The 26,979-nt window shown below is 70.7% G+C and carries 26 protein-coding genes and 1 pseudogene; 12 read left to right on the top strand and 15 right to left on the bottom strand.

The features are described from left to right. Window positions 1-189 precede the first annotated feature (189 nt). Window positions 190-1,170, bottom strand: a complete 981-nt coding sequence (locus tag ACWDA7_RS10645) for a DUF4190 domain-containing protein (RefSeq protein WP_450603746.1) — start codon at window positions 1,168-1,170, stop codon at window positions 190-192. A gap of 33 nt (window positions 1,171-1,203) precedes the next feature. Between ACWDA7_RS10645 and ACWDA7_RS10640 the strand changes: the two are divergent. Both ACWDA7_RS10640 and ACWDA7_RS10635 read left to right on the top strand, forming a co-directional pair. Next, window positions 1,204-2,386: pseudogene (locus ACWDA7_RS10640) on the top strand (adenosine deaminase). Window positions 2,387-2,450: 64 nt separating this feature from the next. Next, entirely contained in the window at window positions 2,451-3,134 is a 684-nt protein-coding gene (locus ACWDA7_RS10635; RefSeq protein ID WP_450603745.1) for a glycerophosphodiester phosphodiesterase, read from the top strand. Between the two features lie 88 nt (window positions 3,135-3,222). Here the strand turns inward: ACWDA7_RS10635 and ACWDA7_RS10630 are convergent, their stop codons facing one another. The 8 genes from ACWDA7_RS10630 to ACWDA7_RS10595 form a co-directional block, all read right to left on the bottom strand. Next, entirely contained in the window at window positions 3,223-5,103 is a 1,881-nt protein-coding gene (locus ACWDA7_RS10630; protein WP_450603744.1) for a Na+/H+ antiporter NhaA, read from the bottom strand. Between the two features lie 117 nt (window positions 5,104-5,220). Further along, window positions 5,221-6,240: an alcohol dehydrogenase gene (locus ACWDA7_RS10625; protein WP_450603743.1), complete on the bottom strand. Its 1,020-nt coding sequence runs from the start codon at window positions 6,238-6,240 to the stop codon at window positions 5,221-5,223. Between the two features lie 171 nt (window positions 6,241-6,411). After that, a complete protein-coding gene (locus ACWDA7_RS10620; RefSeq protein ID WP_450603742.1) occupies window positions 6,412-6,891 on the bottom strand; it encodes a general stress protein in 480 nt (159 codons plus the stop codon). Between the two features lie 69 nt (window positions 6,892-6,960). Continuing rightward, window positions 6,961-7,242 (bottom strand): SHOCT domain-containing protein, encoded by a 282-nt coding sequence (locus tag ACWDA7_RS10615; RefSeq protein ID WP_450603741.1) that lies wholly within the window; start codon window positions 7,240-7,242, stop codon window positions 6,961-6,963. Between the two features lie 114 nt (window positions 7,243-7,356). After that, window positions 7,357-7,869, bottom strand: coding sequence for a hypothetical protein (locus ACWDA7_RS10610; protein ID WP_450603740.1), 513 nt, complete (start codon window positions 7,867-7,869; stop codon window positions 7,357-7,359). Further along, the gene (locus tag ACWDA7_RS10605; RefSeq protein WP_450603739.1) at window positions 7,853-8,344 is read right to left on the bottom strand and encodes an RNA polymerase sigma factor; all 492 of its coding nucleotides are present in this window, start codon (window positions 8,342-8,344) and stop codon (window positions 7,853-7,855) included. The genes ACWDA7_RS10610 and ACWDA7_RS10605 overlap by 17 nt, the downstream gene beginning before the upstream one ends. A 161-nt stretch (window positions 8,345-8,505) precedes the next feature. Next, window positions 8,506-9,117: a class F sortase gene (locus ACWDA7_RS10600; RefSeq protein ID WP_450603738.1), complete on the bottom strand. Its 612-nt coding sequence runs from the start codon at window positions 9,115-9,117 to the stop codon at window positions 8,506-8,508. Next, window positions 9,114-9,479 carry a sortase-dependent protein gene (locus ACWDA7_RS10595; RefSeq protein WP_450603737.1) on the bottom strand — a complete coding sequence of 122 codons (366 nt, stop codon included), beginning with the start codon at window positions 9,477-9,479 and terminating at the stop codon, window positions 9,114-9,116. Before ACWDA7_RS10595 ends, ACWDA7_RS10600 begins: the two co-directional genes overlap by 4 nt. A gap of 122 nt (window positions 9,480-9,601) precedes the next feature. Here ACWDA7_RS10595 and ACWDA7_RS10590 point away from each other — a divergent pair, with 122 nt between their 5' ends. Then, window positions 9,602-9,847, top strand: coding sequence for a hypothetical protein (locus ACWDA7_RS10590; RefSeq protein ID WP_450603736.1), 246 nt, complete (start codon window positions 9,602-9,604; stop codon window positions 9,845-9,847). Window positions 9,848-9,853: 6 nt separating this feature from the next. Here the strand turns inward: ACWDA7_RS10590 and ACWDA7_RS10585 are convergent, their stop codons facing one another. Further along, window positions 9,854-10,048, bottom strand: coding sequence for a hypothetical protein (locus ACWDA7_RS10585; protein ID WP_450603735.1), 195 nt, complete (start codon window positions 10,046-10,048; stop codon window positions 9,854-9,856). A gap of 240 nt (window positions 10,049-10,288) precedes the next feature. Here ACWDA7_RS10585 and ACWDA7_RS10580 point away from each other — a divergent pair, with 240 nt between their 5' ends. Continuing rightward, window positions 10,289-11,716: an MFS transporter gene (locus tag ACWDA7_RS10580; protein WP_450603734.1), complete on the top strand. Its 1,428-nt coding sequence runs from the start codon at window positions 10,289-10,291 to the stop codon at window positions 11,714-11,716. A gap of 201 nt (window positions 11,717-11,917) precedes the next feature. Here the strand turns inward: ACWDA7_RS10580 and ACWDA7_RS10575 are convergent, their stop codons facing one another. After that, window positions 11,918-13,357, bottom strand: a complete 1,440-nt coding sequence (locus ACWDA7_RS10575; RefSeq protein ID WP_433130557.1) for a gamma-aminobutyraldehyde dehydrogenase — start codon at window positions 13,355-13,357, stop codon at window positions 11,918-11,920. Window positions 13,358-13,521: 164 nt separating this feature from the next. Here ACWDA7_RS10575 and ACWDA7_RS10570 point away from each other — a divergent pair, with 164 nt between their 5' ends. The 6 genes from ACWDA7_RS10570 to ACWDA7_RS10545 all read left to right on the top strand — a co-directional run bounded on the left by ACWDA7_RS10570 (window position 13,522) and on the right by ACWDA7_RS10545 (window position 19,205). Then, window positions 13,522-14,037 carry an Lrp/AsnC family transcriptional regulator gene (locus tag ACWDA7_RS10570; RefSeq protein ID WP_450603733.1) on the top strand — a complete coding sequence of 172 codons (516 nt, stop codon included), beginning with the start codon at window positions 13,522-13,524 and terminating at the stop codon, window positions 14,035-14,037. Further along, window positions 14,022-15,404, top strand: coding sequence for an aspartate aminotransferase family protein (locus ACWDA7_RS10565; protein WP_359402797.1), 1,383 nt, complete (start codon window positions 14,022-14,024; stop codon window positions 15,402-15,404). The genes ACWDA7_RS10570 and ACWDA7_RS10565 overlap by 16 nt, the downstream gene beginning before the upstream one ends. 219 nt (window positions 15,405-15,623) lie before the next feature. After that, a complete protein-coding gene (locus tag ACWDA7_RS10560) occupies window positions 15,624-16,358 on the top strand; it encodes an ABC transporter ATP-binding protein (protein ID WP_359402800.1) in 735 nt (244 codons plus the stop codon). Continuing rightward, the gene (locus ACWDA7_RS10555) at window positions 16,340-17,587 is read left to right on the top strand and encodes a hypothetical protein (RefSeq protein ID WP_450603732.1); all 1,248 of its coding nucleotides are present in this window, start codon (window positions 16,340-16,342) and stop codon (window positions 17,585-17,587) included. The genes ACWDA7_RS10560 and ACWDA7_RS10555 overlap by 19 nt, the downstream gene beginning before the upstream one ends. Window positions 17,588-17,898: 311 nt before the next feature. Beyond that, window positions 17,899-18,306: a VOC family protein gene (locus ACWDA7_RS10550; protein ID WP_450603731.1), complete on the top strand. Its 408-nt coding sequence runs from the start codon at window positions 17,899-17,901 to the stop codon at window positions 18,304-18,306. A gap of 224 nt (window positions 18,307-18,530) precedes the next feature. After that, window positions 18,531-19,205, top strand: coding sequence for an LAETG motif-containing sortase-dependent surface protein (locus tag ACWDA7_RS10545; protein WP_450603730.1), 675 nt, complete (start codon window positions 18,531-18,533; stop codon window positions 19,203-19,205). A 93-nt stretch (window positions 19,206-19,298) separates the two neighbouring features. Here the strand turns inward: ACWDA7_RS10545 and ACWDA7_RS10540 are convergent, their stop codons facing one another. From ACWDA7_RS10540 to rlmN, 4 genes are all read right to left on the bottom strand, one after another. Beyond that, window positions 19,299-20,339 (bottom strand): ABC transporter ATP-binding protein, encoded by a 1,041-nt coding sequence (locus ACWDA7_RS10540; protein WP_450603729.1) that lies wholly within the window; start codon window positions 20,337-20,339, stop codon window positions 19,299-19,301. 2 nt (window positions 20,340-20,341) lie between these two features. Beyond that, the gene (locus tag ACWDA7_RS10535) at window positions 20,342-21,943 is read right to left on the bottom strand and encodes an ABC transporter permease (RefSeq protein WP_450603753.1); all 1,602 of its coding nucleotides are present in this window, start codon (window positions 21,941-21,943) and stop codon (window positions 20,342-20,344) included. Window positions 21,944-22,032: 89 nt separating this feature from the next. After that, window positions 22,033-23,079: a thiamine ABC transporter substrate-binding protein gene (locus ACWDA7_RS10530; protein WP_450603752.1), complete on the bottom strand. Its 1,047-nt coding sequence runs from the start codon at window positions 23,077-23,079 to the stop codon at window positions 22,033-22,035. 265 nt (window positions 23,080-23,344) lie between these two features. Continuing rightward, window positions 23,345-24,451: a 23S rRNA (adenine(2503)-C(2))-methyltransferase RlmN gene (gene rlmN / locus ACWDA7_RS10525; RefSeq protein ID WP_360998526.1), complete on the bottom strand. Its 1,107-nt coding sequence runs from the start codon at window positions 24,449-24,451 to the stop codon at window positions 23,345-23,347. Between the two features lie 257 nt (window positions 24,452-24,708). Here rlmN and ACWDA7_RS10520 point away from each other — a divergent pair, with 257 nt between their 5' ends. Both ACWDA7_RS10520 and ACWDA7_RS10515 read left to right on the top strand, forming a co-directional pair. Beyond that, complete coding sequence (locus ACWDA7_RS10520) at window positions 24,709-25,995, top strand: hypothetical protein (protein WP_450603750.1); 1,287 nt, start codon at window positions 24,709-24,711, stop codon at window positions 25,993-25,995. Between the two features lie 308 nt (window positions 25,996-26,303). Then, on the top strand, window positions 26,304-26,867 hold the full coding sequence (locus ACWDA7_RS10515; protein ID WP_450603728.1) for a hypothetical protein: 564 nt from the start codon (window positions 26,304-26,306) through the stop codon (window positions 26,865-26,867). Window positions 26,868-26,979: the final 112 nt, after the last annotated feature.

The following is a 26,979-nucleotide window of genomic DNA, read 5'->3' as shown; positions in this document are numbered from 1 at the left end:
TCCATGTGACGATGCACGACACGAACACGACGCCTCCCAAGCCGCGTCCCTTCCGCCCGGGCCGCCCCGGCGGTATCGGCTGGCACCTCGTGCACCGGGACGCCCGGGCGGGGACGCCGCCCGGGCGCGATTGGCCCGATCCGCCCAAATATGGGCGGTGATGGAGCCCGGGTACGGCCGTCGGTGCCGCTACGGAAGCCCGTGCGTCACGAAGGACGTCGAGTAGCCGTCGTCCGTGCTGCTCCAAGGGTCGTCGCCGCTGTCCGGAGCGGTGATGTAGACGATGAGCATCAGGATGCCGAGGACGACTCCGACCGCTCCGCAGATGAGACCGGCAAGGGACATCCCGCCGTTCGTCGCCTCCCCGCGGCGTGCCTTGCGGCGGCCGACGATGCCGAAGATCACGGCGAGCACACCGATCACGGCGGCCACCGGTCCGAGGCAGAACACGACCGCCGAGATGATGCCCAGCACGAGCGAGGCGGTGCCCATGCCATTGCTCGGTACGGGTACCAGCCCGGGCCAGCCGTAGCCGGGGCCCTGGGGTCCGTACGGCATGCCGTACCCCGGGTAGCCGGGGTACTGGGGGTAGCCGTACGACAGCTGCCCGGGTCCCTCGGGTCCCATGGGCGGTGGCGGCACGGCCTGGGCGGCGGGCGGCGCGAAGGGGTTTCCGGCGGCACCGGGAGACGGAGGAGCGAACGGGTTGCCCGAGGACGGGGCCGCAGCCGCAGGGCCGGGGCTCGGCGGGGCGAACGGGTTGCTCCAGGCCGGGTGAGCGGGAGCGTCCGGTGTTCCGGAGCCCGGAGGGGAGACGACCGTGGGCTGGTCGTGCACGGAGGGGCCGCCGGAGACCACAGTCTCCCGGGGGGCGGCGGGGGTTCCGGCGGCCGGATCGGCGGGGCTCGCGAAGGGCGCCCGGTCGGCGGGCGACGTCCAGGGTCCGGACTCCTGGCCTGCGGCGGGCTTGTCGAGCGGGACCTTGGGCGCCTGGACGGCGGCGGCACCCGGCGGTATTCGCCCGCCGGACTCGGCGCCGGACGCCTGCGCGGCCGGGACGCCCCCGGCGGCCGGCGTGCCCGGTGACCCGTCCGTCCCGTCGCCCGGCCGATCCCATGGGCCCGGGATGGCGTCCTGCGGCGTTCCCGGCGCCTGCGCGTCGTCGGACATGCGTGAGGTCCCCCCTCTGTCGTACGTTCCGTCATGCTACGGCCCGCGCCTGCCCGGCGTGACCCGCGCCCTACGATGATCCCTGAGTCATCGATCAGCCGATCATCCGCGTCCCGCCCGAGCCCGTGGCCGGGACGCCGTTCCCGGGGAGGAACCCTTGAGCGCCTACCACGACGCGCCCGCCGTGCGGGATCTGCACGCCTTCATCGCCGGACTGCCGAAGGCCGAACTGCATGTGCACCACGTCGGCTCCGCCTCCCCCCGCATCGTCTCGGAACTGGCGGCCCGCCACCCCGACTCCAAGGTGCCCACGGACCCCGAGGCCCTCGCCGACTACTTCACCTTCACCGACTTCGCGCACTTCATCGAGGTCTATCTGTCCGTCGTCGACCTGATCCGGACCCCCGAGGACGTCCGCCTGCTGACGTACGAGGTCGCCCGCGACATGGCCCGGCAGCAGGTGCGCTACGCGGAGCTCACCATCACCCCCTTCTCGTCCACCCGCCGCGGCATCGACGAGCGCGCCTTCATGGAGGCGATCGAGGACGCCCGCAAGGCGGCGGAGGCCGAATTCGGCACCGTCCTGCGCTGGTGCTTCGACATCCCCGGCGAGGCGGGACTGGAATCCGCGGAGGAGACGGCCCGGCTCGCCACCGACGACCGGCTGCGCCCCGAGGGGCTGGTCTCCTTCGGGCTCGGCGGACCCGAGATCGGTGTCCCCCGGCCGCAGTTCAAGCCGTACTTCGACCGGGCCATCGCCGCCGGCCTGCGGTCCGTGCCGCACGCGGGCGAGACGACCGGCCCCGAGACGGTCTGGGACGCGCTGAACGAGCTGCGTGCCGAGCGGATCGGACACGGTACGAGTTCCGCCCGCGACCCAAAGCTGCTCGCCCACCTCGCCGAGCACCGCATCGCGCTGGAGGTCTGCCCGACCTCCAACATCGCAACGCGGGCGGTCCGCACGCTGGACGAGCACCCCATAAAGGAGTTCATGAACGCGGGTGTCCTCGTCACCGTCAACTCGGACGACCCGCCGATGTTCGGCACCGACCTCAACAACGAGTACGCGGTCGCCGCACGGCTGCTGGACCTCGACGAGCGGGGTCTGGCCGGCCTCGCCCAGAACGCGGTGGAGGCGTCCTTCCTGGACGACGCCGGCAAGGCGAAGCTGGCCGCCGAGATCGACGCCTACACCACGGTGTGGCTCGCCCCGTGACACCACCGGCCGTCCGGACCCCCGGGGACCCGGCTCGCGGCGCTCCACCTTCACAATGGGGCCCATGCGCACCGTGACTGCCGTCGCCCACCGCGGCGACCCCTACCGTCATCGCGAGAACACGCTGGCATCGCTGCGCTCCGCCGTCCGGCGGGGCGCGGACGCGGTGGAGATCGATGTACGGCTGACCCGGGACGGCGTCCCGGTGCTGCTGCACGACGGAACACTGAAACGGCTGTGGGAGCAGGACCGCCCGCTCGCCGCGCTCTCCTCGGACGAGGTCCGGGGACTGACGGCGGGCGGGGTGCCGACACTGGCGGACGCACTGGCGGCCACCGACGGCACCCGGGTCATGATCGATGTGCCGGGCCACCCCTCGCTGAGGGAGGTGCGCCGGATCGTGGACGTCGTCCGGCAGTGCGGCGCCGAGGAGCGGGTGTACTACTCCGCTGGAGCGCAGACCATGCTCGCGGTCCGTGCCGCCGACCCCTCCGCGGAGATCGCGCTGACCTGGACGACCCTGGCCCCGCCCCGTCCCGGCCTGCTCGACGCGGTGCGTCCGCGCTGGCTCAACTACCGCTTCAGCCTGATCGATCGCGACCTCGCGGTCCGAGTCCACCGGAGCGGCCATCTGCTGTCCGTGTGGACTCCCGACACCCGCCGCTCGATGCGGCGCCTGCTCGACCTGGGCGTCGACTCGATCACCACGAACCGCGTCGACGAGTTGTGCGCACTGCGCGGGCTCTGAGGCGGACACCGGATCACGACTGACGCCGGGCGAGCCGCCGGGATGGCCCGGCGCGCCGTTCGTACGGAAGAAGAACCTCGGTGTGGCGTCAGGCGGCCAGGGCAGCGCGCTCACGAGCCACGCGTACGGCCTCGGACAGGCTGGCGATGTCGTATGCGCCCTGGTGTCTGCGCCCGTTGACGAAGAAGGTGGGCGTCCCCGCCACATCGCTGAGGTCCGCCGACTCGACGTCCTCGGCCACGCGTACCGCGCCGGCGTGAGCACGCATGTCCCGTTCGAAGCGGACCGCGTCGAGCCCGATGTCCGTGGCGTAGCGCGACAGGTCGTCGAAGTCCAAGGCCCCCTGATGAGCGAGCAGCAGATCGTTCATCTCCCAGAAGCGCCCCTGCAGAGCGGCCACTTCAGCGGCTTCGGAGGCGAGCTGGGCGTGCCCGTGGACGTCGGTCAGCGGGAGATGCCGCCACACGTACCGCACGTCCCCGAAGTCCCCGAGCAGTTCGCGCACCACGCTTTCCGCCTGCCCGCAGTACGGGCACTCGTAGTCGCCGTACTCGACGACGGTCACCGGCGCGTCGCGCGGACCACGGACGTGGTCGCGGTAGGGGTCGACGGGCACCGCCAGATCGACGATCGTCTCCGACTTCCCGAGTAGCGCCCGCATCCGAAGGGGGCGCGGCAGCATGTGTATGGCTGCTGTGACGAGCCGGCTGACCACGAAGGAGCCGAGGACGGCGCTCAGGATGCCGATCTTCGCCTCCTCGAGTCGCAGGCCGGCGAAGGCGCGGGTGGCGATGAGCAGGGAGACGGTGAACCCCACTCCCGCCAGGGTCCCGCCCGTGAGGACGGCGCCCCAGCCGACCGGGACCCGGATCCGTCCGCGGCTCACCGCCGTCACCAGCGCCGCGGCCCCCACGATGCCGATCGGTTTGCCGAGGAGGTAGCCGAGGAGGATGCCCAGGGTCACCGGTGAGGCGAACGCCCGTCCCAGCTGGTCGAGACCGATCGGCATGCCGACGTTGGCCAGGGCGAAGAGCGGTACGACGACGTAGCTGGTCCACGGGTGGAACATGCGCTGAAGCCGCTCGTTCGGGGAGATGGCCGCGGCGATCCCGGCGCGCACAGTGCGTTCCAGTTCCGGCGTCGGCTGCTCGCGGAACAGCCGGAACAGCCCGGTGATGCGTTCCAGTTCGGTGCGCGCCGCCGGGTAGGCGTATGTCAGCAGGCCCATGGCCAGTCCGATGACCACGGGGTCCACGCCCGATTCCAGCAGGGCGACCCATGCGATCAGCGCCAGCAGCGCGTACACGGCGGAGTGGCGGACGCCAAGCCACCGGACGAGCAGAACGACGGCGAAGGTGCCGGCGGCGACCAGCAGCGACGGCATGTTGAGGCGACCGCTGTAGGCGATGACGATGACACCGAGGGCCAGGAAGTCGTCGACCACGGTGAGGGTCAGGATGAAGACCCGCAGTCCGGGGGGCATGTGGCGGCCGATGACGGCGAGCATGCCGAGGGCGAAGGCGGTGTCGGTGGACATCGCGGTGCCCCAGCCCTGCGCCGTCGCGTGGCCGGCGTTGAACGCGAGGTAGACACCGATCGGGACGAGCATGCCGCCCACGCCTGCCGCGAGCGACAGCGCCAGACGTGTGCGGTCACGCAGCTCGCCCATGTCGAACTCGCGGCGCGCCTCCAGGCCGACGACGAAGAAGAACAGCGCCATCAGTCCGCTGTTCACCCACTCGCGCAGCGGAAGCGACACCCCGTACGGGCCCACCCGGAGGGACAGATGAGTCCGCCAGAACTCCTCGTAGCCCGAGAAAGCCGCATTGGCCCAGACGAGTGCCGCGAGCGCCGCCGCCACCAGGACGGCCGCGCTGCCGGTCTCGGTGTGCAGGAAGTCGCGCAGCGGAGAGCGCTGGTTCTTGCCGCAGGCGCTCTGCAGTGTGTACTCGCCGGCTTGGAAGGACATGCTCGGACACTCACTCGACGGTCGGCACGGGGCACGGACGGATCCGAGGCCTCCCGCGGCCGCACCGGACGGCCGGGGTGACCACCCCGCCTCTCGTGGGACCGCGCGGTGGCATCGTCATCCGCCGGTGGTCAGCACCATGCGGAAGCGCGCAGCCCCGGACAGCATGCGTGCGAAGGCGTCGTTGACCTCCTCGAGCGGCATCGTCTCGACCATCGGCCGTACGCCGGTGCGCGCACTGAAGGCCATGGTCTCCTCGACCTCCTGCGCCGTGCCCGACGGATGCCCGCTCAGGGACTTGCTGCCCCCGATGAGCTGCGTCGGCGTCACCTTGAGCAACTCGTTCGTCACCCCGATCACGACCAGTTGCCCGCGCGGGGCGAGCCCGTCGATCGTCGCCGACATGGCGTCGGAGTTCGCCGCGGTGCCGAGGACGACCTTGGCACCCCCGAGGTCCTTCAGCGCCTGCGCGGGATCGGAGGCCAAGCTGTCGATGTAGTGGTCCGCGCCCAGATGCCGGGCCAGATCCTCCTTGTCCCGGCCGCGGGCGATCGCCACGGTCTCGAAACCCATCCTGGTGGCGTACTGGATGCCCAGATGCCCGAGGCCGCCCACGCCGAGGACGGCGACGAGGTCCCCGGCACGGGCCACGCTGCTGCGCAGCCCCATGAAGGAGGTGACGCCCGCGCACCCGAGTGGGGCGGCGTCGACCGCGGAGAGACCCTCGGGGATGCGCGCCAGCGCCTCGACGGGCACCACGATGTGGGTGGCGTATCCGCCGTCGTAGGACAGGCCCGGCACCTTCAGATTGACGCAGCTGATGAAGTCGCCCTGGCGGCAGAGGCGGCAGTGGCCGCACTGACCGCCGAACCAGCCCACCTCCACCCGGGCGCCGACTCCCCAGCCGACCACCCGCTCGCCCACCGCGTCGATCCTGCCCGCCACCTCGTGCCCGGGCACGAGCGGGAAGTGGATGGCCGGAGAGGGGGTCTGCACGAACACCGCATCCGTGTGGCAGACACCGACGGCCTCCACGGCGATCCGCACGTGCCCCCGCCCCGGCTCCGGCAGTTCCCGCTCGACGATCTCGAAACTCCCCCGGGGCTCGGCCACCTGGGCGACTCGCATCACGGACATGGCTTCTCGGCTCCTTGCTGTAGGGCGCGAACCAGACATTCGCTCACCAATCATTCCGTTGTCGCATCGGGCGGCTCAGCAGACGCGCGGCACGGTGACCGCCCCGGAAGCAGGCACCCGGTCCGGTCGTGCCCGCGGCAGCCGTCCGCTCGAAGCGGCCGCTCCTTTGGCTCAGCCTTCGCGCCAGCCCAGCTTGATGAGCAGGTTCTTCGCCTCCTCCACGACGGCCGCCTCGGCGACCACGTCATAGCGGGCGGTCACGATCTGGCTGCGGGAGGCGAAGTCGTGGCGGCCTCCGGTCAGGGCGTGGCCGACGAAACCGAAGAGGGCGCCGAAGATCGCGCCCCAGAACAATCCGCTCACCATCAGCAGCAGGACGTCATGGTTGCCCGCGGCGAACAGCGACAGGAGCAGACCGATGAGCAGTCCGAACCAGGCACCCGAGCCCGCGCCCGCCAAGGCCGCCCGGCCGCGGGTGAGACGGCCGAGCACCGTCTCCACCATCCGCAGGTCCGAATCGATGATCGCGGTGCGCTCCACCGGAAACTTGCTGTCGGAGAGGAAGTCGACCGCGCGCTGGGCCTGCTGATAGGTCGGATACGAGGCGACCACCGGCCGGTCGACCGGTGCCATGGGCGGTTGCTGCGCCATCGAAGGACTCCCTTCGTCGCCGTCCCGGTCGGCGGTCCGCTGTGACCGGTAGCCGCCGCAGCGCCCGGGTCACCTCTGATCGAGCGGTCGCCCGTCGTTGCGCAGAACGTCCAGACCGCGGCGGTACTCGTCCCCGCCGATCTCTCCGCGCGCGAAGCGCCCGGCGAGCAGCCGCTCGGGAGCGGGCCCGTCCGGCGCGGTGGCATCCGGCGCCCCGCCGCCCTCGGATCGCAGCAGGGCCCGGAAGAACGGGGCACCGGCGCTGGTGATCAGCGCCCAGAAGAGGATCGCGGCCGCCGACATGGCGAACCAGCCCCATCCGCCGAGGTTGTGGCCATACCAGAACACCACGGATGTTCACTCCCTCATCCGAACCCTGTGGTCAAACCGTACCCAGGTACAGCGATTCAGGCGCGGCGAGGCAAGCCGGCGATGGCACCCGCGGCACCGGGCACGGCCCGCCGCCTACCGCGGGGTACGGCCGTCGGGTGAGGCGGGGGCCCCGGTCCTTCCCGCCGACGGCTCGGATCGCGCCGACGTCCGTGTCGCCGACGGCTCGCGGGTCGGGACCGCCGAGCTGCTCGGGTGGCGGGAGCCGCCGTCCTGTGGCCCGCCGGTCGGAGTGGGGCTGACGCGCGGGGGCGACGCCGACGGAGTGGGGTTCGCCGACGTGGCGGGTGGCTCCGACGGGGCGTGGTGCTGCGCGGGGCCGCTCGCGGGCGGCGGGGCCAGGGGCACCGTCGGGGACGCGGGCGCCTCGGATGCGGTCAGGCGGAGCGGCAGCGCGACGAGGACGGCGACGACCACGGACGCGCCCACCCCGGCCGCGGCGCGGAGCAGCCGGCGGCGCGCTGCGGCGCGGCGGATCGCCTCGTACCGGCCGGGGGGCGGGCCGAGGTGCTCGGGAGCGGGGCGCAGGATCACCGCGAGGGGGTCCTCGGATCCGTGCTCCGGGCCGTCGTCAAAGCGTGTGGTCAAGGCTTCTCCTCAGGTGGACGCGGAGCAGTTCGCGGGCCGCGTGGAGATCGGCCTTGACGGTTCCTTCCTTGCGCCCGGTCAGCACGGACACCTCCCGGATCGGCATGTCGGCGTAGTAGTGCAGCAGGATCGGGACCCGCAGTCGTTCGGGCAGCGACTGCACGAGCAGCCGCACTGAAGGGTCCGCCTGTTCGCTGTGAGCGCGGACGGCGGCTTCCGAGGTGGCGCGGCGCATGGCTCTGCGCTCGCGCTCCAGTTTGCGCCAGTGGTCCCGGACGAGGTTGGCCGCGGTGACGTAGAGGAAGCCGCGGGGCTCCTCCACGGACGTCCAGCGGGCCCAGAGCCGGGTGAACGCCTCCGAGGCGATCTCGTGGGCCGTCTCGTCGTCGTCGACGAGACGGCGGCACCAGCCGGCGAGGCGTGGATAGAGGACGGCGAACAGCTCGGACGCCGCCTTGTCACGGGACCGTTTCAACGCTCTCCATGGTCGTGAGGGCACTCGTAGAGAAGGATGCCGGGCCGCAGGCGTACGTTCCGTGGGCCCGGCATCCCGGATGGCGGTCCTCCCTGCTCATGGGTTCCCGCCGCTCGAGCGAAGCCGAGGGTGAGGGATGAGCCCGGAGGGCGCCGGGAGGGTCAGGGGGTCGAGGAGGTCAGCGCGGCGAAGACGATCACGTTGTCGAGGTACCCGTCGCCAGTGCGGGGTCCGCCGCACGTGATCAGCCGCAGCTCAGGACGGTCCACGTCCCCGTAGACGTCGTTCGCCGGGAAGTCCGCCTTGGCGACCGTCCGTACGGCACTGACGGTGAACACCGCCGCCGTGCCGTTCTCCAGGCGCACCACGATCCGGTCGTCCCGGTGCAGCCGCGCGAGCCGACGGAAGACCCCGTCCCCGTAGGCGCCGACCGTGACATGGCCGAGGATGACCGACGGTCCCACCTCACCCGGCGTCGGCGAGTGCTGGTACCAGCCCGCCCGGTCGTGTGCCATGACGGGGGGCACCTGCACGGTGCCGTCCGGCGCCAGCCCCAGCGGCATGACCGAGGAGTCGACCCCGATGGCCGGGATCCGCAGCCTGACCGGGACCGAACGGCCCAAGGGCTGCACCGCTTTCGCGGATGCCGGCGAGGACGGCGGGCCGCTTCCGGGGCGTGCCGCCGTGGCCTGGTGAGCCGGGTGGCCACCGCAGCCCACGAGCAGCGAGGCCAGCGCCGCAGTGGCGAATGCGCGCCTGGAGAGCGGGGTCATGCCCCGGTCGCCCGCCGGCGGCGTACGACGAAGACCGCCGCACCCCCGGCGACGAGCACCGCGGCAGCGCCACCGCCGATCAGGCCGTCCATGGCCCCGGACGGCGAGGAGTCGGCCACCACTCCGGTGTCGGGTGCGCCCGACGGCACGACGGAGACCTGGCCCCGGGCCGGTGCCGGGCTCGACGCGCGGCTGGGTACGGCGCTGGGGGCCCGGGTGGGTTCGGCGCTGGGGGCAGCGCTCGACGCCCGGGCCGGGACGGGGCTGGGGGTCGCGGTCGCCCCGTCGGCGAACGCGGGCACAGTGCCCGCCAGCACTGCGGTGCACGCAAGTGCCATGGAGCTGAGGACAGTTCGGCGCATGGAATCGCTCTCTTTCGTCGGCCCGCCCGGTACTCGGTGGGCCGGGTCACGGGTCGAGCGAAGAGACGAGGCAGCAGCGGAGCAGGTTGTAAAGGAATGGCAAAGTCCGGAGCGTCACTCACGTGCTCAGCACGGCGGCTGGCCGCGGCAGGGACGCCGGGAAGCCCAACCGACCTACCGCGCGCACCTCGTGCGCCCGTATCCGCTCATACGCCTGTGCCGGCACCGTCCGCGCCGCGACGGCCGACGGCCGGTTGTGCGGCATGGAGCAGCCACCCGCGGTCGTCCAGCCGCCCGCCGACGACAGCGGGCCGGCCGTCGCCGAGACAACGCCGACGACCGCCGAGGAAAACCGAGAAGGCCGGTGAACGACTTCAGTCCGAGCCGGGCGGCGCTGCCTCACCGAGGCCGTCGTCCGGCTCCGCGCCCATCAGGCGAAGCGTTTCCTCAGCCTTCTTCCGCGCCGACTTCGACCCGGTCACCGACATGGCCGCTCTGGCCAACTCGGCCCTCAACTGGTCGAATGCCAACTCCCCCGACAGATCCCGCAACCTGCGACTTCTGCTCATACTGGTTCAACGGTCCAGCGCACCGCCCGTCACCGCAATACCGCCGAATGGGGTACCCCACCGACCGTCAACGGCCGTGCCACGAAAGCGTGAAGGCTCTTACGGCTGCCGCTCGAGCCTTTTCGGGCCCCGCTCCGAGGCGGAGGTGGCATGAATCGACTCCGTGCCACGACATGAACCACATGTCCCTTACTGTGGCTTTTGCGTAGAGCCCTGCGCGGACGGGATGGGGTGGGGGACGTGGCGTTCGCGGAATCGGCCGGCGGCGACGAGCCCCTGGCCCTCCCCAAGTCGGCCCCGGAGTCCGGACAGCGGTCCCTGGCACCGCTGCTGGCGGTGTGCGCCGGCTACTTCATGGTGATCCTCGACGTGACGATCATCAACGTCGCCGTTCCGGTGGTCGGCCGGGAACTGTCGGCCTCGCTCACCGGCATCCAGTGGATCACGGACGGGTACACCATGGTCTTCGCCGGATTGCTGATGACCGGTGGTGCGCTGGGCGACCGGCTCGGCAACCGCCGGGTCTTCTGCTCGGGTGTGGTGGTGTTCACCGTCGCCTCGGCCGCGTGCGCGTTCGCGCCGAGCGCTTCCTTCCTGGTAGGGGCCCGGCTGGTGGAGGGGCTCGGCGCCGCGCTGATCGTGCCCGGTTCCCTGGCCCTGCTCCAGCAGGCCTACCCCGCCGCGGCCGCACGCTCGCGCGCCTTCGGACTGTGGGGGTCGATGGCGGGCATCGCGGCCTCTGCCGGGCCGCTGCTGGGCGGGCTGCTGGTCTCCACCGTGGGCTGGCGGTGGGTCTTCCTCATCAACGTGCCTGTCGGCGTGGCGTGTCTGCTGCTGACGCTGCGCCACGTGACGCCCTCGCCCCGGCGCACCACCCGGGCTCCGGACTGGCCTGCGCAGTGCGCGGTCGTGGCGACGGTGGCGCTGCTGACCGCCGCGCTCAACGAGGCCGGGCGGCGGGGCTGGACCGATCCCGCCGTTCTCGCCGGGCTGGGCCTGGCCGTCGCGGCCGCCGCGGCATTCGCGGTGCGCGAGCGGCTGGCCAGGACTCCCGCTCTGCCGCCGAACCTGCTGCGCTCGCGTGCGATGAGCGGCGGAGCCGTCATCGGCCTGCTGTTCAACTTCGGCTTCTACGGCATGGTGTTCACCGCCAGCCTCGACTTCCAGCACCAGCGCGGCTTCAGCGCCCTCGAAGCGGGGGCCGCACTGTTCCCGGCGGTGGCGATGACCATGTTCGCATCGGTCCTGTCCGGGCGGCTCGCCCGCCGTACCGGCGACCGTCCGCTGGTGGTCTGCGGCATGCTGCTCGCCGCCCTGGGACTCGCCGGCTGGGCCGCGGCGGGAGCCACTCCCGCCTATCCGCTGCTGGTGGCTCCGATGATGGCCGCGGGGTTCGGTACCTCCTTCGCCCTCACCGGCTCGACCACCACCGTGATGGGTGCGGCACCCGCGGAATACTCGGGGGCCGCCTCGGGCCTGTTCAACACCACCCGCCAGATCGGCAGCGCCACCGGTGTGGCACTCGGGGGCAGCCTGCTCGCCACGGGCGCCGACTACAGCGCGGGGCTGTGCATCAGCATGGCCATCGGCGCGCTCGCCTATCTGGCGGCCGGGGGCCTCGCGTGGCGGTGCGTGCCGGCGAAGTCCGGTCATCCGCAGGACGCTTGAGACAGTCGGGCAGGCGCGAGCGGTCTTCGCTTCCGACGGGGAGGAGGCGTTCCTCGAGGGCCCGTGCCCGCCGGGAGCCGCCTTCGCGGAACCGGAACGCCAATCGGCCGGCTCGGGAGGTCAGTTGTCCCGCGGCCGGAGAAACGCCGCGGCCCCGGACGGGACAACTCCCGTCCGGGGCCGCTCGGTCGGCGTCGCCTGTTACGCGTCCAGCGACGTCATCACGTGCTTGATCCGCGTGTAGTCGTCGAAGCCGTAGGCCGACAGGTCCTTGCCGTAACCGGACTTCTTGAAGCCGCCGTGCGGCATCTCGGCGACCAGCGGGATGTGCGTGTTGATCCACACACAGCCGAAGTCGAGGGCCTTGGACATACGCATGGCGCGCGCGTGGTCCTTGGTCCACACCGAGGACGCGAGGGCGTACTCGACGCCGTTCGCGTACTCGATCGCCTGGTCCTCGTCCGTGAAGGACTGGACGGTGATGACCGGGCCGAAGACCTCGTTCTGGATGATCTCGTCGTCCTGCTGGAGGCCCGAGACGACGGTCGGCGCGTAGAAGTAGCCCTGGTCGCCGACCCGGTGGCCACCGGCCTGGACCTTGGCGTGCGCGGGCAGGCGCTCGATGAAGCCGGAGACCTGCTTGAGCTGGTTCGGGTTGTTCAGCGGCCCGTACAGCACGTCCTCGTCGTCCGGCCGGCCCGTCTTCGTCTCGGACGCGGCCTTGGCGAGCGCTGCCACGAACTCGTCGTGGATGGACTCGTGGACGAGGACGCGGGTGGCGGCCGTGCAGTCCTGGCCGGCGTTGAAGAAGCCGGCCACCGAGATGTCCTCGACGGCCTTGGCGATGTCGGTGTCCTCGAAGACGACGACCGGCGCCTTGCCGCCGAGCTCGAGGTGGACGCGCTTGACGTCCTTGGACGCGGACTCGGCGACCTGCATGCCCGCGCGGACGGAGCCCGTGATGGACGCCATCGCCGGGGTCGGGTGCTCGACCATCATGCGGCCGGTCTCGCGGTCGCCGGTGATGACGTTGAAGACGCCCTTGGGCAGGACGGAGCCGATGATGTCGGCGATCAGCACCGTGGAGGCCGGGGTGGTGTCCGACGGCTTCAGGACGACCGTGTTGCCCGCCGCGATCGCCGGGGCGAACTTCCACACGGCCATCATCATCGGGTAGTTCCACGGCGCCACCTGGGCGCAGACACCGACCGGCTCGCGGCGCACGATCGAGGTCATCCCCTCCATGTACTCGCCGGCCGAGCGGCCCTCGAGCATGCGGGCGGCACCCGCGAAGAAGCGGATCTGGTCGACCATCGGCGGGATCTCCTCGGAGCGGGTCAGGCCGATCGGCTTGCCCGTGTTCTCCACCTCCGCCGCGATCAGTTCCTCGGCGCGCTCCTCGAACGCGTCGGCGATCTTGAGCAGGGCCTTCTGGCGCTCCGCGGGGGTCGTGTCGCGCCAGGCCGGGAAGGCAGCGGCGGCGGCCGCCATCGCGGCGTCGACGTCCGCCTGACCCGATAGCGGGGCGGTCGCGTACGCCTCGCCGGTCGCAGGATTGACCACCTCGGTGGTCCGTCCGTCGGCGGCGTCACGGAATTCGCCGTCGATGTAATTGCGCAGACGACGCAGCTCGGTGCTCACTGCCGGCCCTCCAAGTTCGGTGTCCAATCGCTGAGACACCCACCCTAGTCCGTGCACCCACGTTTTCAACAGCCCCGATCCCGCCGTGGCTGCGAAATCCGCAGGGTTCGATCACAGAAACAACGAATTTCATCGATCCAGCCTTGCGGAACTATCGAGACGTCGTGCACAGTGAGGTCGTGGCCAGTCGAAGCGCAGACCAGAGGGACTCCCGCGAGTCCAGGAACGGCGGCACCCAGCTGGATGCCGTCTCCCTCGCCATCATCGAGCAGCTCCAGGAGGACGGCCGCCGGCCGTACGCCGCGATCGGCAAGGCGGTCGGCCTGTCCGAGGCGGCCGTGCGCCAGCGCGTCCAGAAGCTTCTCGACCAGGGCGTGATGCAGATCGTCGCTGTCACGGACCCGCTCACCGTGGGCTTCCGGCGGCAGGCGATGGTCGGGATCAACGTCGAGGGCGACTTGGAGCCCGTCGCCGACGCGCTGACCGCCATGTCCGAATGCGAGTACGTCGTGATGACGGCAGGCTCCTTCGACCTGATGGTGGAGATCGTCTGCGAGGACGACGACCACCTTCTGAACGTCATCAACAAACGCATCCGGGCTCTCCCCGGAGTGCGCTCCACCGAGAGCTTCGTCTACCTCAAGCTCAAGAAGCAGACCTACATGTGGGGAACCCGATAGCCGTGAGCAGCAAGGACCTCAGCAAGACCGCGTACGACCACCTGTGGATGCACTTCACCCGCATGTCCTCGTACGAGAACGCGCCCGTCCCCACCATCGTCCGGGGTGAGGGCACCTACATCTACGACGACAAGGGCAAGCGTTACCTCGACGGTCTCGCCGGTCTGTTCGTGGTCCAGGCGGGCCACGGCCGCACCGAGCTGGCGGAGACGGCGTTCAAGCAGGCGCAGGAACTGGCGTTCTTCCCGGTGTGGTCGTACGCCCACCCGAAGGCCGTGGAGCTGGCGGAGCGTCTCGCCGACCACGCGCCCGGGGACCTGAACAAGGTCTTCTTCACCACCGGCGGCGGCGAGGCCGTCGAGACCGCCTGGAAGCTCGCCAAGCAGTACTTCAAGCTGGTCGGCAAGCCCACCAAGTACAAGGTCATCTCGCGCGCGGTCGCCTACCACGGCACCCCGCAGGGCGCCCTGTCCATCACCGGCCTGCCCGGCCTCAAGGCCCCCTTCGAGCCGCTGGTCCCCGGCGCGCACAAGGTCCCGAACACCAACATCTACCGCGCCCCGATCTTCGGTGACGACCCCGAGGCCTTCGGCCGCTGGGCCGCCGACCAGATCGAGCAGCAGATCCTCTTCGAGGGCCCGGACACGGTCGCCGCGGTCTTCCTGGAGCCGGTGCAGAACGCCGGCGGCTGCTTCCCGCCGCCGCCCGGGTACTTCCAGCGGGTCCGCGAGATCTGCGACCAGTACGACGTGCTGCTCGTGTCGGACGAGGTCATCTGCGCCTTCGGCCGCCTCGGCACGATGTTCGCCTGCGACAAGTTCGACTACGTCCCGGACATGATCACCTGCGCCAAGGGCATGACCTCGGGCTACTCCCCGATAGGCGCCTGCATCATCTCCGACCGCCTGGCCGAGCCGTTCTACAAGGGCGACAACACCTTCCTGCACGGCTACACCTTCGGCGGCCACCCGGTCTCCGCGGCCGTGGGCCTCGCCAACCTCGACCTGTTCGAGCGCGAGGGCCTCAACCAGCACGTGCTCGACAACGAGTCCGCGTTCCTGTCGACCCTGCAGAAGCTGCACGACCTGCCGATCGTCGGCGACGTCCGCGGCAACGGCTTCTTCTACGGCATCGAACTGGTCAAGGACAAGGCGACCAAGGAGTCCTTCAACGAGGAGGAGACCGAGCGCGTCCTGTACGGCTTCCTCTCCAAGGCACTGTTCGACAACGGTCTGTACTGCCGTGCCGACGACCGCGGTGACCCGGTCGTCCAGCTCGCCCCGCCGCTGATCTCCAACCAGGAGACGTTCGACGAGATCGAGCAGATCCTGCGTGCGACGCTGACGGAGGCGTGGACCAAGCTCTGAGTCGCCCGAGGTTCCGATCATCCTTATGGATGATCAAACAACGGCCCCGTGCCGCCCGTTGGAGTGAGAAACGGCGGTCCGGGGCCGTTGCTGTCCGCAGCTCCCGGCGCGGTCTGCCTAGCGTGCGATGTGACCGATCGCTTCTGCCTTCGTTCCCCCGAACGGGTCCCCCGGACGGGGATCGGCACGGGACAACGGATCTGAACCGAGGTGTACGCGATGGTGGCCCCGCCGGACAACGACGTGCTCTGGGCACAATCCCTGTACTTCCAGCACAACGGCTCACCCGCGCTCTGCGGTGTCTCCCTGGGCGTACGCGAGGGCGAGGTCCTCGCCGTCACGGGCCCGCGCGGCAGCGGCAAGACGACCCTGCTCCAGTGCCTGGCGGGGTTGCTCCCCGTCCAGCGGGGCGAGGTGTGGTTCAACAGCACACCTGTGCACACCATGCGAGCGATGAAGCGCGAACGGCTGCGCCGCGACCGGTTCGGCTGGATCGATCCGGCGCCGCTGCTGCTGCCCGAACTGAACGCATGGGAGAACGCGGCCCTCCCCCTGATGCTCCGCGGCACCAGCCGCCGCCGGGCCAAGACCACCGCCCTGGAGTGGCTGGAGCGCCTCGACGTCGGGGACTGCGCCCGCAAGCGGCCATGTGAGCTGGCCCAGGCCGAGCGGCAGCGGATCGCCGTCGCACGGGCGCTCGCCGCGTGCCCGACGGTGCTCTTCGCGGACGAACCGACCGCCTCCCTGCACCAGGCCGACGGCGTCCAGGTCCTGCGCACGCTCACCGCCGCGGCCCGCTCGCACGGCATCACGATCATCCTTGCCGCGCACCCGGCAGACGCCGCGGTCGTCGCCGACCGCACAGTGCCCCTGCTGGACGGACGGCAAGTGAAGACCGTTCATCTGCCCCCTGTGCCCGAGGAAGGCCGGGCGCCGTGCTCACTCTCCGTCTAGCCCGCGGGGCGCACCCGCTGATCCTGCTGCGCCGGCTCCTGGTCGCGGCGGCCTCGGCGGGCACCGGCTTCCTACTGCTGTGCACGCTGGGATACGCCATGGGGCACCCGGAGGCATCGGCCGTTTCCGTGCTGCGGCTCATCTGGTGCCTCGTGCCGATGGCCGCCACGGTGTACTTCGCGGTCGCCGTCGCCCGCACGGACCCGGGGACCCAGCCGCGCTCGGGTCTCGCCGCCATCGGCCTGGGACCGGTCCGGCTGATGGGCCTCTCCATGGCGACCACGGCACTGTCGACCGTGTTCGGCTCGCTGCTGGCACTGCTGGTCTTCCTGCATCTGCGCGGCGATCTGACGGGGATGCCGTTCGACGGCACGGCCTCCGAGTTCCTCGCTGCCGACCAGCCCCTGCCGCTCCCCGCTGTGCTCACGCTCCTCTCGGTGGTCCCGATCACGGCGTCCCTGGCGAGCGCACTCGCCCTGCGCCCTCGGGGCGGACAGCCGCAGCGCAAGAAGCGGGCGGGCCGCGGCACACCGAGCACCGACGAGGCCGAGAACACTCCGGACACGCAGTCGCCCGGCCTTCCTGACGAGACAGCCGCGCCCGTATTGCCGCCCGCTCCCCGGCCCGCCCCGGGCGGCCTCCCCTGGGGGGTGGCCGCGCTCGCCGCGGGACTCGCCGTGGAGACCCGCGCCGGCGACACCGACCATGCACCGGGGCTCCACCTGCCCGGCGGTCTCGCGGACGGCCCCTCCGGGGTGCTGGCCGGCTGGGCGCTGACGGCGCTGGGGCTGGCCCTGGCCGGGCCTGCCCTCGTCCATCTCTGCGGCTGGATGCTGCAGTCCGCGCGCCCTGGTGCCATGCGGCTGCTCGCCGGGCGCGGTCTGCAGGAGGAGGCCCGTCGGATCGGGCGGCCGCTCGGGGTGGTGTGCGCGGTGGCATCGGGGGCGTACGCGATGGTGGCGATGTACGCTGGCGCACGCCCCGCGTTCGGGCCGCTCACCACGCTGGGCGCCGTGCTCGTGGTCGGCTGCGCGCTCGCGACGCTGGCGATGGCCGCGGTGCAGGCCAAGCAGGAGCGCGCCGACACGGTCGCGGCGCTGGTGCGGCTGGGCGCTCCGGCCAGGGTGCTGCGCACCGCGGCACTGCTGCGCACGAGCACTCTGGTCGCGGTGTTCGTGCCGGTGACCTGGGCGGTGGCGGAGATCGCGGCGATGCCGCTGGCGCGCTGAGAGCTGCTGAGAAGGGCGCCGCGGACCCTGCTGGAAGGTCGCCGCCGACCCTGCTTGGAGCGACGGGTCCAGCTTGCTTGGAGCTGCGACCTCGGCTCGCCTGGGAAATACGCCCCGACCGCCCGCGAGACGGGCGCCGGTCCGCTCGGGAAATACGCGCCGCTCGGAAGACCGGTGCGGGCCCCTCGATGGACGGCCGCCGGCCCGCTTGGAAAAAGCCGTGAAGTTCCTCCCGTACCACCGATGAGTTCCTCCTCGGTCCGCGGTCCATCTCTGCGTACGGACCACCTCACCGCCGGGAGACACCGCTCATGTACCAGCAGATGATCTTCGTGAACCTGCCCGTCGCCGACGTCGACGCGTCGAAGAAGTTCTTCACGGAGCTCGGCTACACGATCAATCCGCAGTTCACCACGGACGACTGCGCCTGCGTCGTCATCAGCGACACCATCATCGCGATGCTGCTGGGCCGGCAGCGCTACGCCGACTTCACCGAGAAGGAGATCGCGGACGCCACCAAGACCAGCGAGGTGCTGCTCTGTCTGAGCGCCGAAAGCCGCGAGAAGGTCGACGAGCTGGTCGACCGGGCCCTCGCGGCCGGTGGCACGGGCAGCCGGGAGGCGATCGACCACGGCTACATGTACGGCCGTGCCTTCGACGACCCGGACGGCCACACCTGGGAGGTCATGTGGATGGACCCGGCGGCCGTTCAGGGCTGAACCGCCGCCCCTGAACGGGGTCGCCGCGGCGGGGGGGTTGAGCTCTCTGAGCGGGTTTCAAACACGCCAATAGTTAACGACCCGGCAAAGTCGACCGTCATGCCGGACATCGCCGTTGACAGCACTTAGCCGCCGCTTATAAACAGGTGAGCCTCTTGGGGGCGCTGTTGTTGCTGCAACGCCCCTCAAACCCCCCGCAGTTGCGCATCCCGTGAAGGGCAATCGTGTCCAAATCCTCCCGCACCGCGCGTACGGTGCGCATTCTTGGCGTCGCCTCCGCAACCGCTGTGCTCGCGCTCGGCGCAGCCGGCAACGCGCTCGCCTGCAACATCAGTGAGTTCTCCGCCGATGCGAAGTGCGACGGCGGCAAGGGCGTCATCGTCGTCACCGACAAGGACTTCTCCGGCACCCCGGCGACCGTGACCGTGTTCCTCGAGAACAACGGCGCCGACGACCACCAGGTCGGCTCGCAGGAGGTCAAGGGCTCCCGCGAAGGCACCACCATCACCTTCGCCGAGGACTGGAAGCCGAACGCCACCTACCGCATCCACGTCACCGCCGGGAAGAACCTGGTCGACGAGGACATCAAGCCGAACCTGACCACCCCGTCCACCGCCTGCCAGACCTCCGAGACCACGCCGCCGGCCTCGGAGACCCCGCAGCCCTCCACCACTCCGTCCCCGTCCGACAGCCCGTCGGCGTCGGCGTCGGAGAGCACGGCCCCCACCACCACCGGGGACAACTCCCCCTCGCCCGCGGCCGGCACGTCGAACCTCGCCGAGACCGGCGCCAGCTCCAGCACGCCCATGATCGCCGGTATCGCCGGCGGCCTGGTCGTCATAGGCGGTGGCGCGGTGTTCTTCGGCATGCGCCGCCGCGGCGCGTCGAAGGCCAGCTGACGCCTTCAGGCCCGTAAGCAGGACGGCCCGCCCCTTCCCGGGGCGGGCCGTCGTGCGTAGCGGGGCGAGCCGTCGCGCCCACTGGGGCATACTTCAGCCCGGCTGTGCGCCGGAAGCGCCGTCCAACACCACGACCTCGGCGGCGTCGAACACGACCCCGACCTCGTCCCCGGGGTCCGGCGCCGCCCGCAGCGGGCACGCCGCCTCCAGCGCGGGGCCCTCGGCGGGCCGTAGTCGCACCGCGACATGGGTGCCGCGGAAGGTGCGTGCGGCCACGGTGCAGCGCAGGCCTTCGGACGCGTCCACGAGCCGTACTCCCGCGGGCCGCACGAGCAGGCTGCCGCGCCCCTGCGGGGAGCCCTCCGGGACGGGCACCTTGCCCCAGGGAGTGTCCGCGGCGTCGTGGACGACGGTCGCCTCCACCACGTTGTCGAAGCCGAGAAAACGCGCCACGAACTCGTCCGCGGGCCGCTGCCACACCTCAAGTGGCGTACCCGACTGGGCGATCCTTCCGTCGCGCATCACGACGACCCGGTCGGCGAGTGCGAAGGCCTCGCCCTGGTCGTGGGTGACGGCGAGCACGGTCGTGCCCAACCGGCCGAACAGCTCACGGAGTTCCACGACCAGGCGCTCGCGCAGCGACCGGTCGAGCTGACCCAGCGGTTCGTCCAGCATCAGCAGCCGGGGCCGAGGGGCGAGCGCCCGGGCGAGCGCGACACGCTGCTGCTCGCCGCCGGAGAGGGACCCGACGGCTCGGCGCTCGGCCCCGGGCAGTCCGACGAGATCGAGCAGCTCCCGTACGCGGGCCTGCTGTTCGGAGCGTGCCGCTCCGTGCATCCGGAGCCCGAAGGCGACGTTGCCGCCGACGTCCCGCTGCGGGAAGAGCTGGTGGTCCTGGAACATCAGGCCGACGCCGCGCCGGTGAGCGGGAACCCCCTCCAGATTCCGGCCGTCGAGGAACACCCGTCCGGAGTCGAGGGACTGCAGACCCGCCACGGTCCGCAGCAGCGTCGACTTGCCGCTGCCGCTCGGCCCGAGCACGCACACGATCTCGTGTTCGGCGACATCCAGGCCTACCGCGTCGAGCGCGGCGCGTCCCGCGAAGCGCACGGTCGCCGTGTCGAGTCTGAGCATGGTCAGAATTCCCCCGTCCGATCGCTCCGCAGCCTCTCCAGGACCAGCAGCGCCACCGCGCACACCACCATCAGAATCGTCGAAAGAGCCATTGCCTGGCCGTAGTTGAGGTCGCCGGGCCGTGCGAGCAGTCGCGCCACCGCGACCGGCAGCGTCGGGTTGTCCGGCCGGGCGATGAACACCGTCGCCCCGAACTCGCCCAGCGACACGGCGAACGCGAACCCGGCCGCGACCAGCAGTGCACGCCGCACGATCGGCAGGTCGACCTCCCGCCACACCCGCCACGGCGATGCCCCGAGCACGGCGGCCGCCTCCCGCAGCCGTGCGTCCACGGCTCGCAGCACGGGCAGCATGGTGCGCACGACGAAGGGGGCACCCACCAGCGCCTGGGCGAGCGGCACCAGGATCCAGGAACCGCGCAGGTCCAGCGGTGGCTTGTCCAGGGCGATCAGGAAACCGAAGCCGACGGTCACGGCGGACACGCCGAGCGGCAGCATCAGCAGCGCGTCGAATCCCCGTACGAGCCGGCCGGCGTCCCTGCGGGCAAGGGCCGCGGCGGCGAGTGAGCCGATCAGCACCGCGATGCCGGTGGCCGCGACGGCGTACTGGAGCGAGGTGCCGATCGCGTGGATCGGCGCCACCAGGAAGGTGCCGCCGTCGTCGTGGGTCAGCGCCTCGTAGTACGCGAAACCCGGCGCATCCAGGGACCGCCCGACAAGGACGGCGAGCGGCAGCACGAGCAGGACGGCGACCGTGGCGAGGACAGAGCCGAGCAGCGCCCACTCCCCCGCCCCGTGCGGTCTGCGCGCCGTGCGGGACGCGTCGACCAGGCGCAGCGCGCTCTCCCGGCGGCGCACGGTCCAGGCGTGCAAGACGAGGATCGCCCCCACCGCCAGGAACTGGACGAGCGTCAGCACGGCGGCCGTGGACAGATCGAAGATCTCCGAGGTCTGCCGGTAGATCTCGACCTCCAGCGTGGAGAACGTGGGACCGCCGAGGATCTGCACCACGCCGAACGAGGTGAAGGTGAACAGGAACACCATCAGTGCGGCGGCCGCGACGGCCGGGCCCAGCGCGGGCAGTGTCACCTTCCCCCAGGCCGCGAGACGGGAGGCGCCGAGCATGCGCGCCGCCTCCTCCTGACGCGGGTCCAGCTGTGCCCACAGCGCGCCAACGGTCCGGACCACCACCGCGTAGTTGAAGAACACGTGGGCGAGCAGGATGGCCCACACGGTCGTGTCGAACCGCAGCCCCCACAGGTCGTCGAGCAGACCGCCGCGGCCGACGAGCCCCAGGAAGGCCGTACCGACGACGACGGTCGGCAGCACGAACGGGACGGTGACGACCGCGCGCAGCACCTGCTTGCCCGGGAAGTCGTAGCGCGCGAAGACATATGCGCCGGGGAGCGCGACCAGCAGCGTGAGGGCGGTGGAGGCGAGCGCCTGCCAGGTCGTGAACCACAGGACGTGCCGGATGTCGGGCTGGGCGAGCACGTCCGCGAGGCGTCCGAGCCGCCACACCCCGTCGACGCGCAGACCACGGGCGACGATCGCGGCGACGGGGTAGGCGAAGAAGACCGCGAAGAACGCGACGGGCAGGGCCATCAGCCCGAGCCGCGCCACGCTCCCCCGCCTCCCGCGCCTCCGCCGAGCCCCTGCGGCCGACGCGCCTGCTTCCGCGTCGGCCTCCCGGGCTACTTCAGTACGAGCGAGGTCCACGACTTGACCCACTGGTCACGGTTGGCAGCGATCCTGCCCGGGGCCATGGTCTCGGGGCTCTTGGCCGCGGGGCCGTACTCGGTGAACTCGGCGGGCACCTTCGCGCCCTGGACCACCGGGTAGACGAACATGTTGAGCGGCATGTCCTCCTGGAACCGCCTGCTGATCAGGAAGTCGATGAACGCCTTCGCACCCTTGGTGTTGTGCGCGTTGCTCAGCAGGCCCGCGAACTCGATCTGACGGAAGCAGGTGCCCGTCGCGACACCGGTCGGCGCGGTCTTGGGCCGCGGCTCGGCGTAGACGACCTCGGCGGGCGGCGACGATGCGTACGAGACGACGAGCGGCCGGTCGCCGCCCGCCTTGCGGCCTCCGGCGGAACCGGAGAACTCCTGGTCGTACGCCTGCTCCCAGCCGTCGACCACCTTCACTCCGTTGTCCTTGAGCTTCTTCCAGTAGCCCTGCCAGCCGGCGGTGTCCCCATCGCCGTACTTCGCGGCGGTGCCGAGCAGGAAGCCGAGACCCGGCGAGGACGTGGCGGCGTTCTCGGTGACGAGCAGGTTCTTGTACGCGGGCTTGGTGAGGTCGTCGAAGGTGGCCGGCGGGGTGAGCCGGTGGTCGGCGAAGTACTTCTTGTCGTAGTTGACGCAGATGTCGCCGTAGTCGATCGGCGTGACCCGGTGCTTGCCCTTGTCGAGCTGGTACTGCGCGCCGACCTGGTCGAGACCCTTGGCCTCGTAGGGCTGGAACAGCCCGTTGTCGACGGCCCGGGACAGCAGCGTGTTGTCGACGCCGAAGAAGACGTCGCCCTGCGGGTTGTCCTTGGTCAGGATCGCCTTGTTGACGGCCTGGCCGGCGTCGCCGTCCTTGAGGACCTTGACGGTGTATCCGGACTCCTTCTCGAAGGCCGAGACGACGCTCTTCGAGGCGGCCCACGAGTCATGGCTGACGAGGGTCACGGTCTTGGAGTCGCCGCCGCTCCCGCTCGCGGAGCCGGACGACCCGCACGCGGACAGCGTGACCATGCCCAGCCCGACGACCACGGCGGCGAACCGCTTGCCGGTGATGCTCACTGAATTCCTCCTGGGGTGACCAGGAAGAGACGCGGCCCTGCCCGGGAGCCTCGAAGGGTTCCCGGGCAGGGCGCAACAGCTCGAGTGAAGACCGAACTCCCTACCCAGAATGACCTGGGCGAGGTTCAGAGGGTCTGCGGGCTCTCCCGCACTCTCAGCGCTGTGGCGCTCCCCTGTCGGAATATGAAGATGTAATGACCGGGCCCAGACTACCGCCCTAACGTTCGCTGGCCGCCAGCTGCCCGCACGCCCCGTCGATCTCCTGGCCACGGGTGTCCCGGATCGTCACCGGCACTCCGTGGGCGGCGATCGCCTCGACGAACGCCTTCTCGTCCTCGGGCCGCGACGCGGTCCACTTGGAGCCGGGGGTCGGGTTGAGCGGGATCAGGTTCACGTGCACGGGCTTGCCCTTGAGCAGCCGGCCCAGCAGATCACCCCGCCACGCCTGGTCGTTGATGTCCCGGATGAGGGCGTACTCGATGGACAGCCGGCGCCCCGACTTCTCGACGTACTCGAAGCCGGCGTCGAGGACCTCACGGACCTTCCACCGGGTGTTGACGGGGACGAGGGTGTCGCGCAGCTCGTCGTCCGGCGCGTGCAGCGAGACGGCGAGCCGGCACTTGAAGCCCTCGTCGGCGAAGCGGTGGATGGCCGGCACCAGTCCGACGGTCGACACGGTGATACCGCGCTGAGAGAGCCCGAGCCCGTCCGGGGCGGGGTCCGTGAGGGCGCGGATGGCCGCCATGACGCGCTTGTAGTTGGCGAGGGGCTCGCCCATGCCCATGAAGACGATGTTCGACAGCCGTGTCGGGCCGCCGGGGATCTCGCCGTCGCGCAGCGCCCGCATCCCGTCGACGATCTGGTGCACGATCTCGGCGGTGGACAGGTTGCGGTCGAGGCCGGCCTGGCCGGTGGCGCAGAAGGGGCAGTTCATGCCGCAGCCCGCCTGGGAGCTGATGCACATGGTGACCCGGTCGGGATACCGCATGAGCACGGACTCGACGAGGGTCCCGTCGAACAGCCGCCACAACGTCTTGCGGGTCGTGTCCTCGTCGGTCGACAGATGCCGTACGACCGTCATCAGCTCCGGGAGCAGCGCCTCCTGGAGCCGGGCGCGGGAGGAGGCGGGGATGTCGGTCCACTGCTCCGGGTCGTGCGCGTACCGGGTGAAGTAGTGCTGGGAGAGCTGCTTGGCACGGAACGGCTTCTCACCGATCGCGGCGACCGCCTCCTTGCGCTCGGCGGGCGTGAGATCGGCAAGGTGCCGCGGCGGCGTCTTGGCTCCGCGCGGCGCGACGAAAGTGAGTTCTCCGGGCTTAGGCATGGCCTTATCAGTGTCGCAGATCCAATCGGGTGACCTGCGGCTGTCGCCGGCTGCGACCCTCGTCAGTAGTCGTCACCGGTCGTCACTGAGCAGCTTCGGACGGCCCAGAGACGGCCCAGGAGCGATCACTCGCCCTCCGCCCCACTGGCGTCCGTTCATGACGAAGTCCTGCCGGGGATGCCTGTCACAGTCCCGCCCCGACTGCGGTCTCACCCATGGCAGCACAGAGACGCAACGATGAAGAGGGGCGGCTGGCCGTGCGGGAAATAAGCCGAAGAAGCCTGCTGGGGGCGGGACTCGGGGCCGCGGCGGCGATGGGCGTCGCCGGGTGCGGTACGAGTCTCACTATCGGTTCCGACCCGCCGGTGCAGGAGCCAGGCCGGGGCGGTACTGGCGGCACCGGGGGCCGTGCGACGCCCCGTCCCACCGAGCCCGCCGTCCGGCTGATAGGCGACGGCTCGACCGCCGACACCGGGAAGCAGCCGCACCAGCCGGAGAATCCCGAGCCGCTGGAGCCGGGGGACACCCCTCCGCAGTTCGTTGTCTTCTCCTGGGACGGCGCGGGCGAGGTCGGCAACGGGCTCTTCCCGCGTTTTCTGGAACTCGCCGAGAACCATGGCGCGGCGATGACCTTCTTCCTCTCCGGCCTCTATGTGCTCCCCGAGTCGAAGAAGACGCTGTACCGGCCGCCGAACAACCCCGTCGGTGCGTCCGACATCGCATATCTCAGCGATGACCACATCAAAGCTACGCTGACGCACTTGCGCCGGGCGTGGCTCGATGGTCACGAGATAGGAACCCATTTCAACGGGCATTTCTGCGGCGGGTCGGGCTCCGTCAAGAACTGGACGCCCGCGCAGTGGGAGAACGAAACCGACCAGGCCGTCTCCTTCGTCACCGAATGGAAAACGAACAGCGGCTGGACCGACATGGACCCGCTGCCTTTCGACTACCGCAAGGAACTCGTCGGTGCACGCACCCCGTGCCTGCTCGGCCAGGACAATCTGCTTCCGACCGCGAAGAAGCTCGGCTGGCGCTACGACGCGAGTTCACCCGGCGGCCGTCAGATCTGGCCCGTGAAGCGGGGTGGGGTGTGGGACCTTCCACTGCAGGCTGTCCCCTTCCCCGGGCACTCCTTCGAGGTGCTCTCGATGGACTACAACATGCTGGCCAACCAATCGGGAAATTCGACGAAGGGAATGCCGTCCCGTTATCCGGGCTGGCGCGAGCAGGCCACCGAGGCCTATCTCAGCGGATTTCAGCGCGCGTACGAGTCCAATCGCGCACCCTTTTTCGTCGGCAACCACTTCGAGCAGTGGAACGGCGGCATATACATGGACGCCGTGGAAGAGGCGCTGAAAGTCATGGCGGGCAAGAAGGACGTACGGCTGGTGTCGTTCCGTCAGTTCTGCGACTGGCTCGACGTCCAGGACCCGAAGATCCTCGAGAAGCTCCGTACGCTCGGGGTCGGACAGGCGCCCACGGGCGGCTGGAGCTCCTTCCTCCAGGATCTCGGCGGAACGTCGGCGCCGCCGGCCGCTTAGAGCCACTGTGGGCCACGCGTGGGCCAGCCGAGGCACTCTCATCCCTTGCATGCCTGTTTCGGCAGGTCACAGGCCCAGGGGCAGTCCAACGGCAGCGGTCTCGAAACCTGTCGTGGCGCGAGTCACCGTGGGTTCAAATCCCACCCCCACCGCGCAGGCGAACGGCCTCTGACCAGGCGAGACGGTCAGGGACCGTTGTGTGCTCTCATTCGGCCGCCCCAGAGTGACGCCCAGTGGTGCCGGCTCTGGGCCCGTTCGGTAGCTTCACGTGTCGTCTTCACGGGACCGCCAGGTCAGGGAGGCAGTACATGGCACCAGTGATCTCGAACCGTGGGCCGTCGCGGTCGGCGAACCCGGCGCAGCGGCTGGCGTTCTCTGTCCTGTTCGCGCTGATCGCCACCGAGCTGATCACCTTCGGGCTTTACCAGGCAGGCCACGCCGTCGGCCTGCTGGGCGAGCCCGGCACGCTCACGGTCGCATCCTGCGCACGGGTCGGTCAGCCGAAGCCCGAGATCTGGTGCACCGGCACCTTCCGGTCGAACGACGGCCACTCCACGGACCCAGCGGCACGCTTCACCGTGAACCCGTCCTTGGCCTCAGGGCAGATCACCCGCCTGGACCGGGTCGACGCGCACTCCTACAGGCGGATCAGCCCGGCCCGCACCGAGAGGTACGCGGCGTTGACGCTGTTTGGCATGGCCCTGTTCGTCTTTGCGGGGGCCGGATTCGCCTCCCGGGCGAACTCCACTGGCCGACCCGGACTGCGCGTCGGCCGCGTAGGGCTCCGACTCGATCAGGCAGGGATCACCCTGCTTCTGGGTGCGGCGCTCTGCGTCATCATCGCGTTCCTGAGCACACTGCTGGGCGGCTGACCGAGTCCGGCCACCCGTGAGGAAGGCCGTGGATCGGGTGCTTCTCCCGGCCGACGCGGGTCTTCCTCGGACGGCCCCGGCCCACAATGGACCGACGTGGCGTCTTTGCAGG

It is taken from the genome of Streptomyces sp. NPDC001156, from assembly GCF_053598275.1.
Note: the sequence above shows the minus strand (reverse complement) of the source record. Positions and strands in the feature narration are given on the sequence as shown.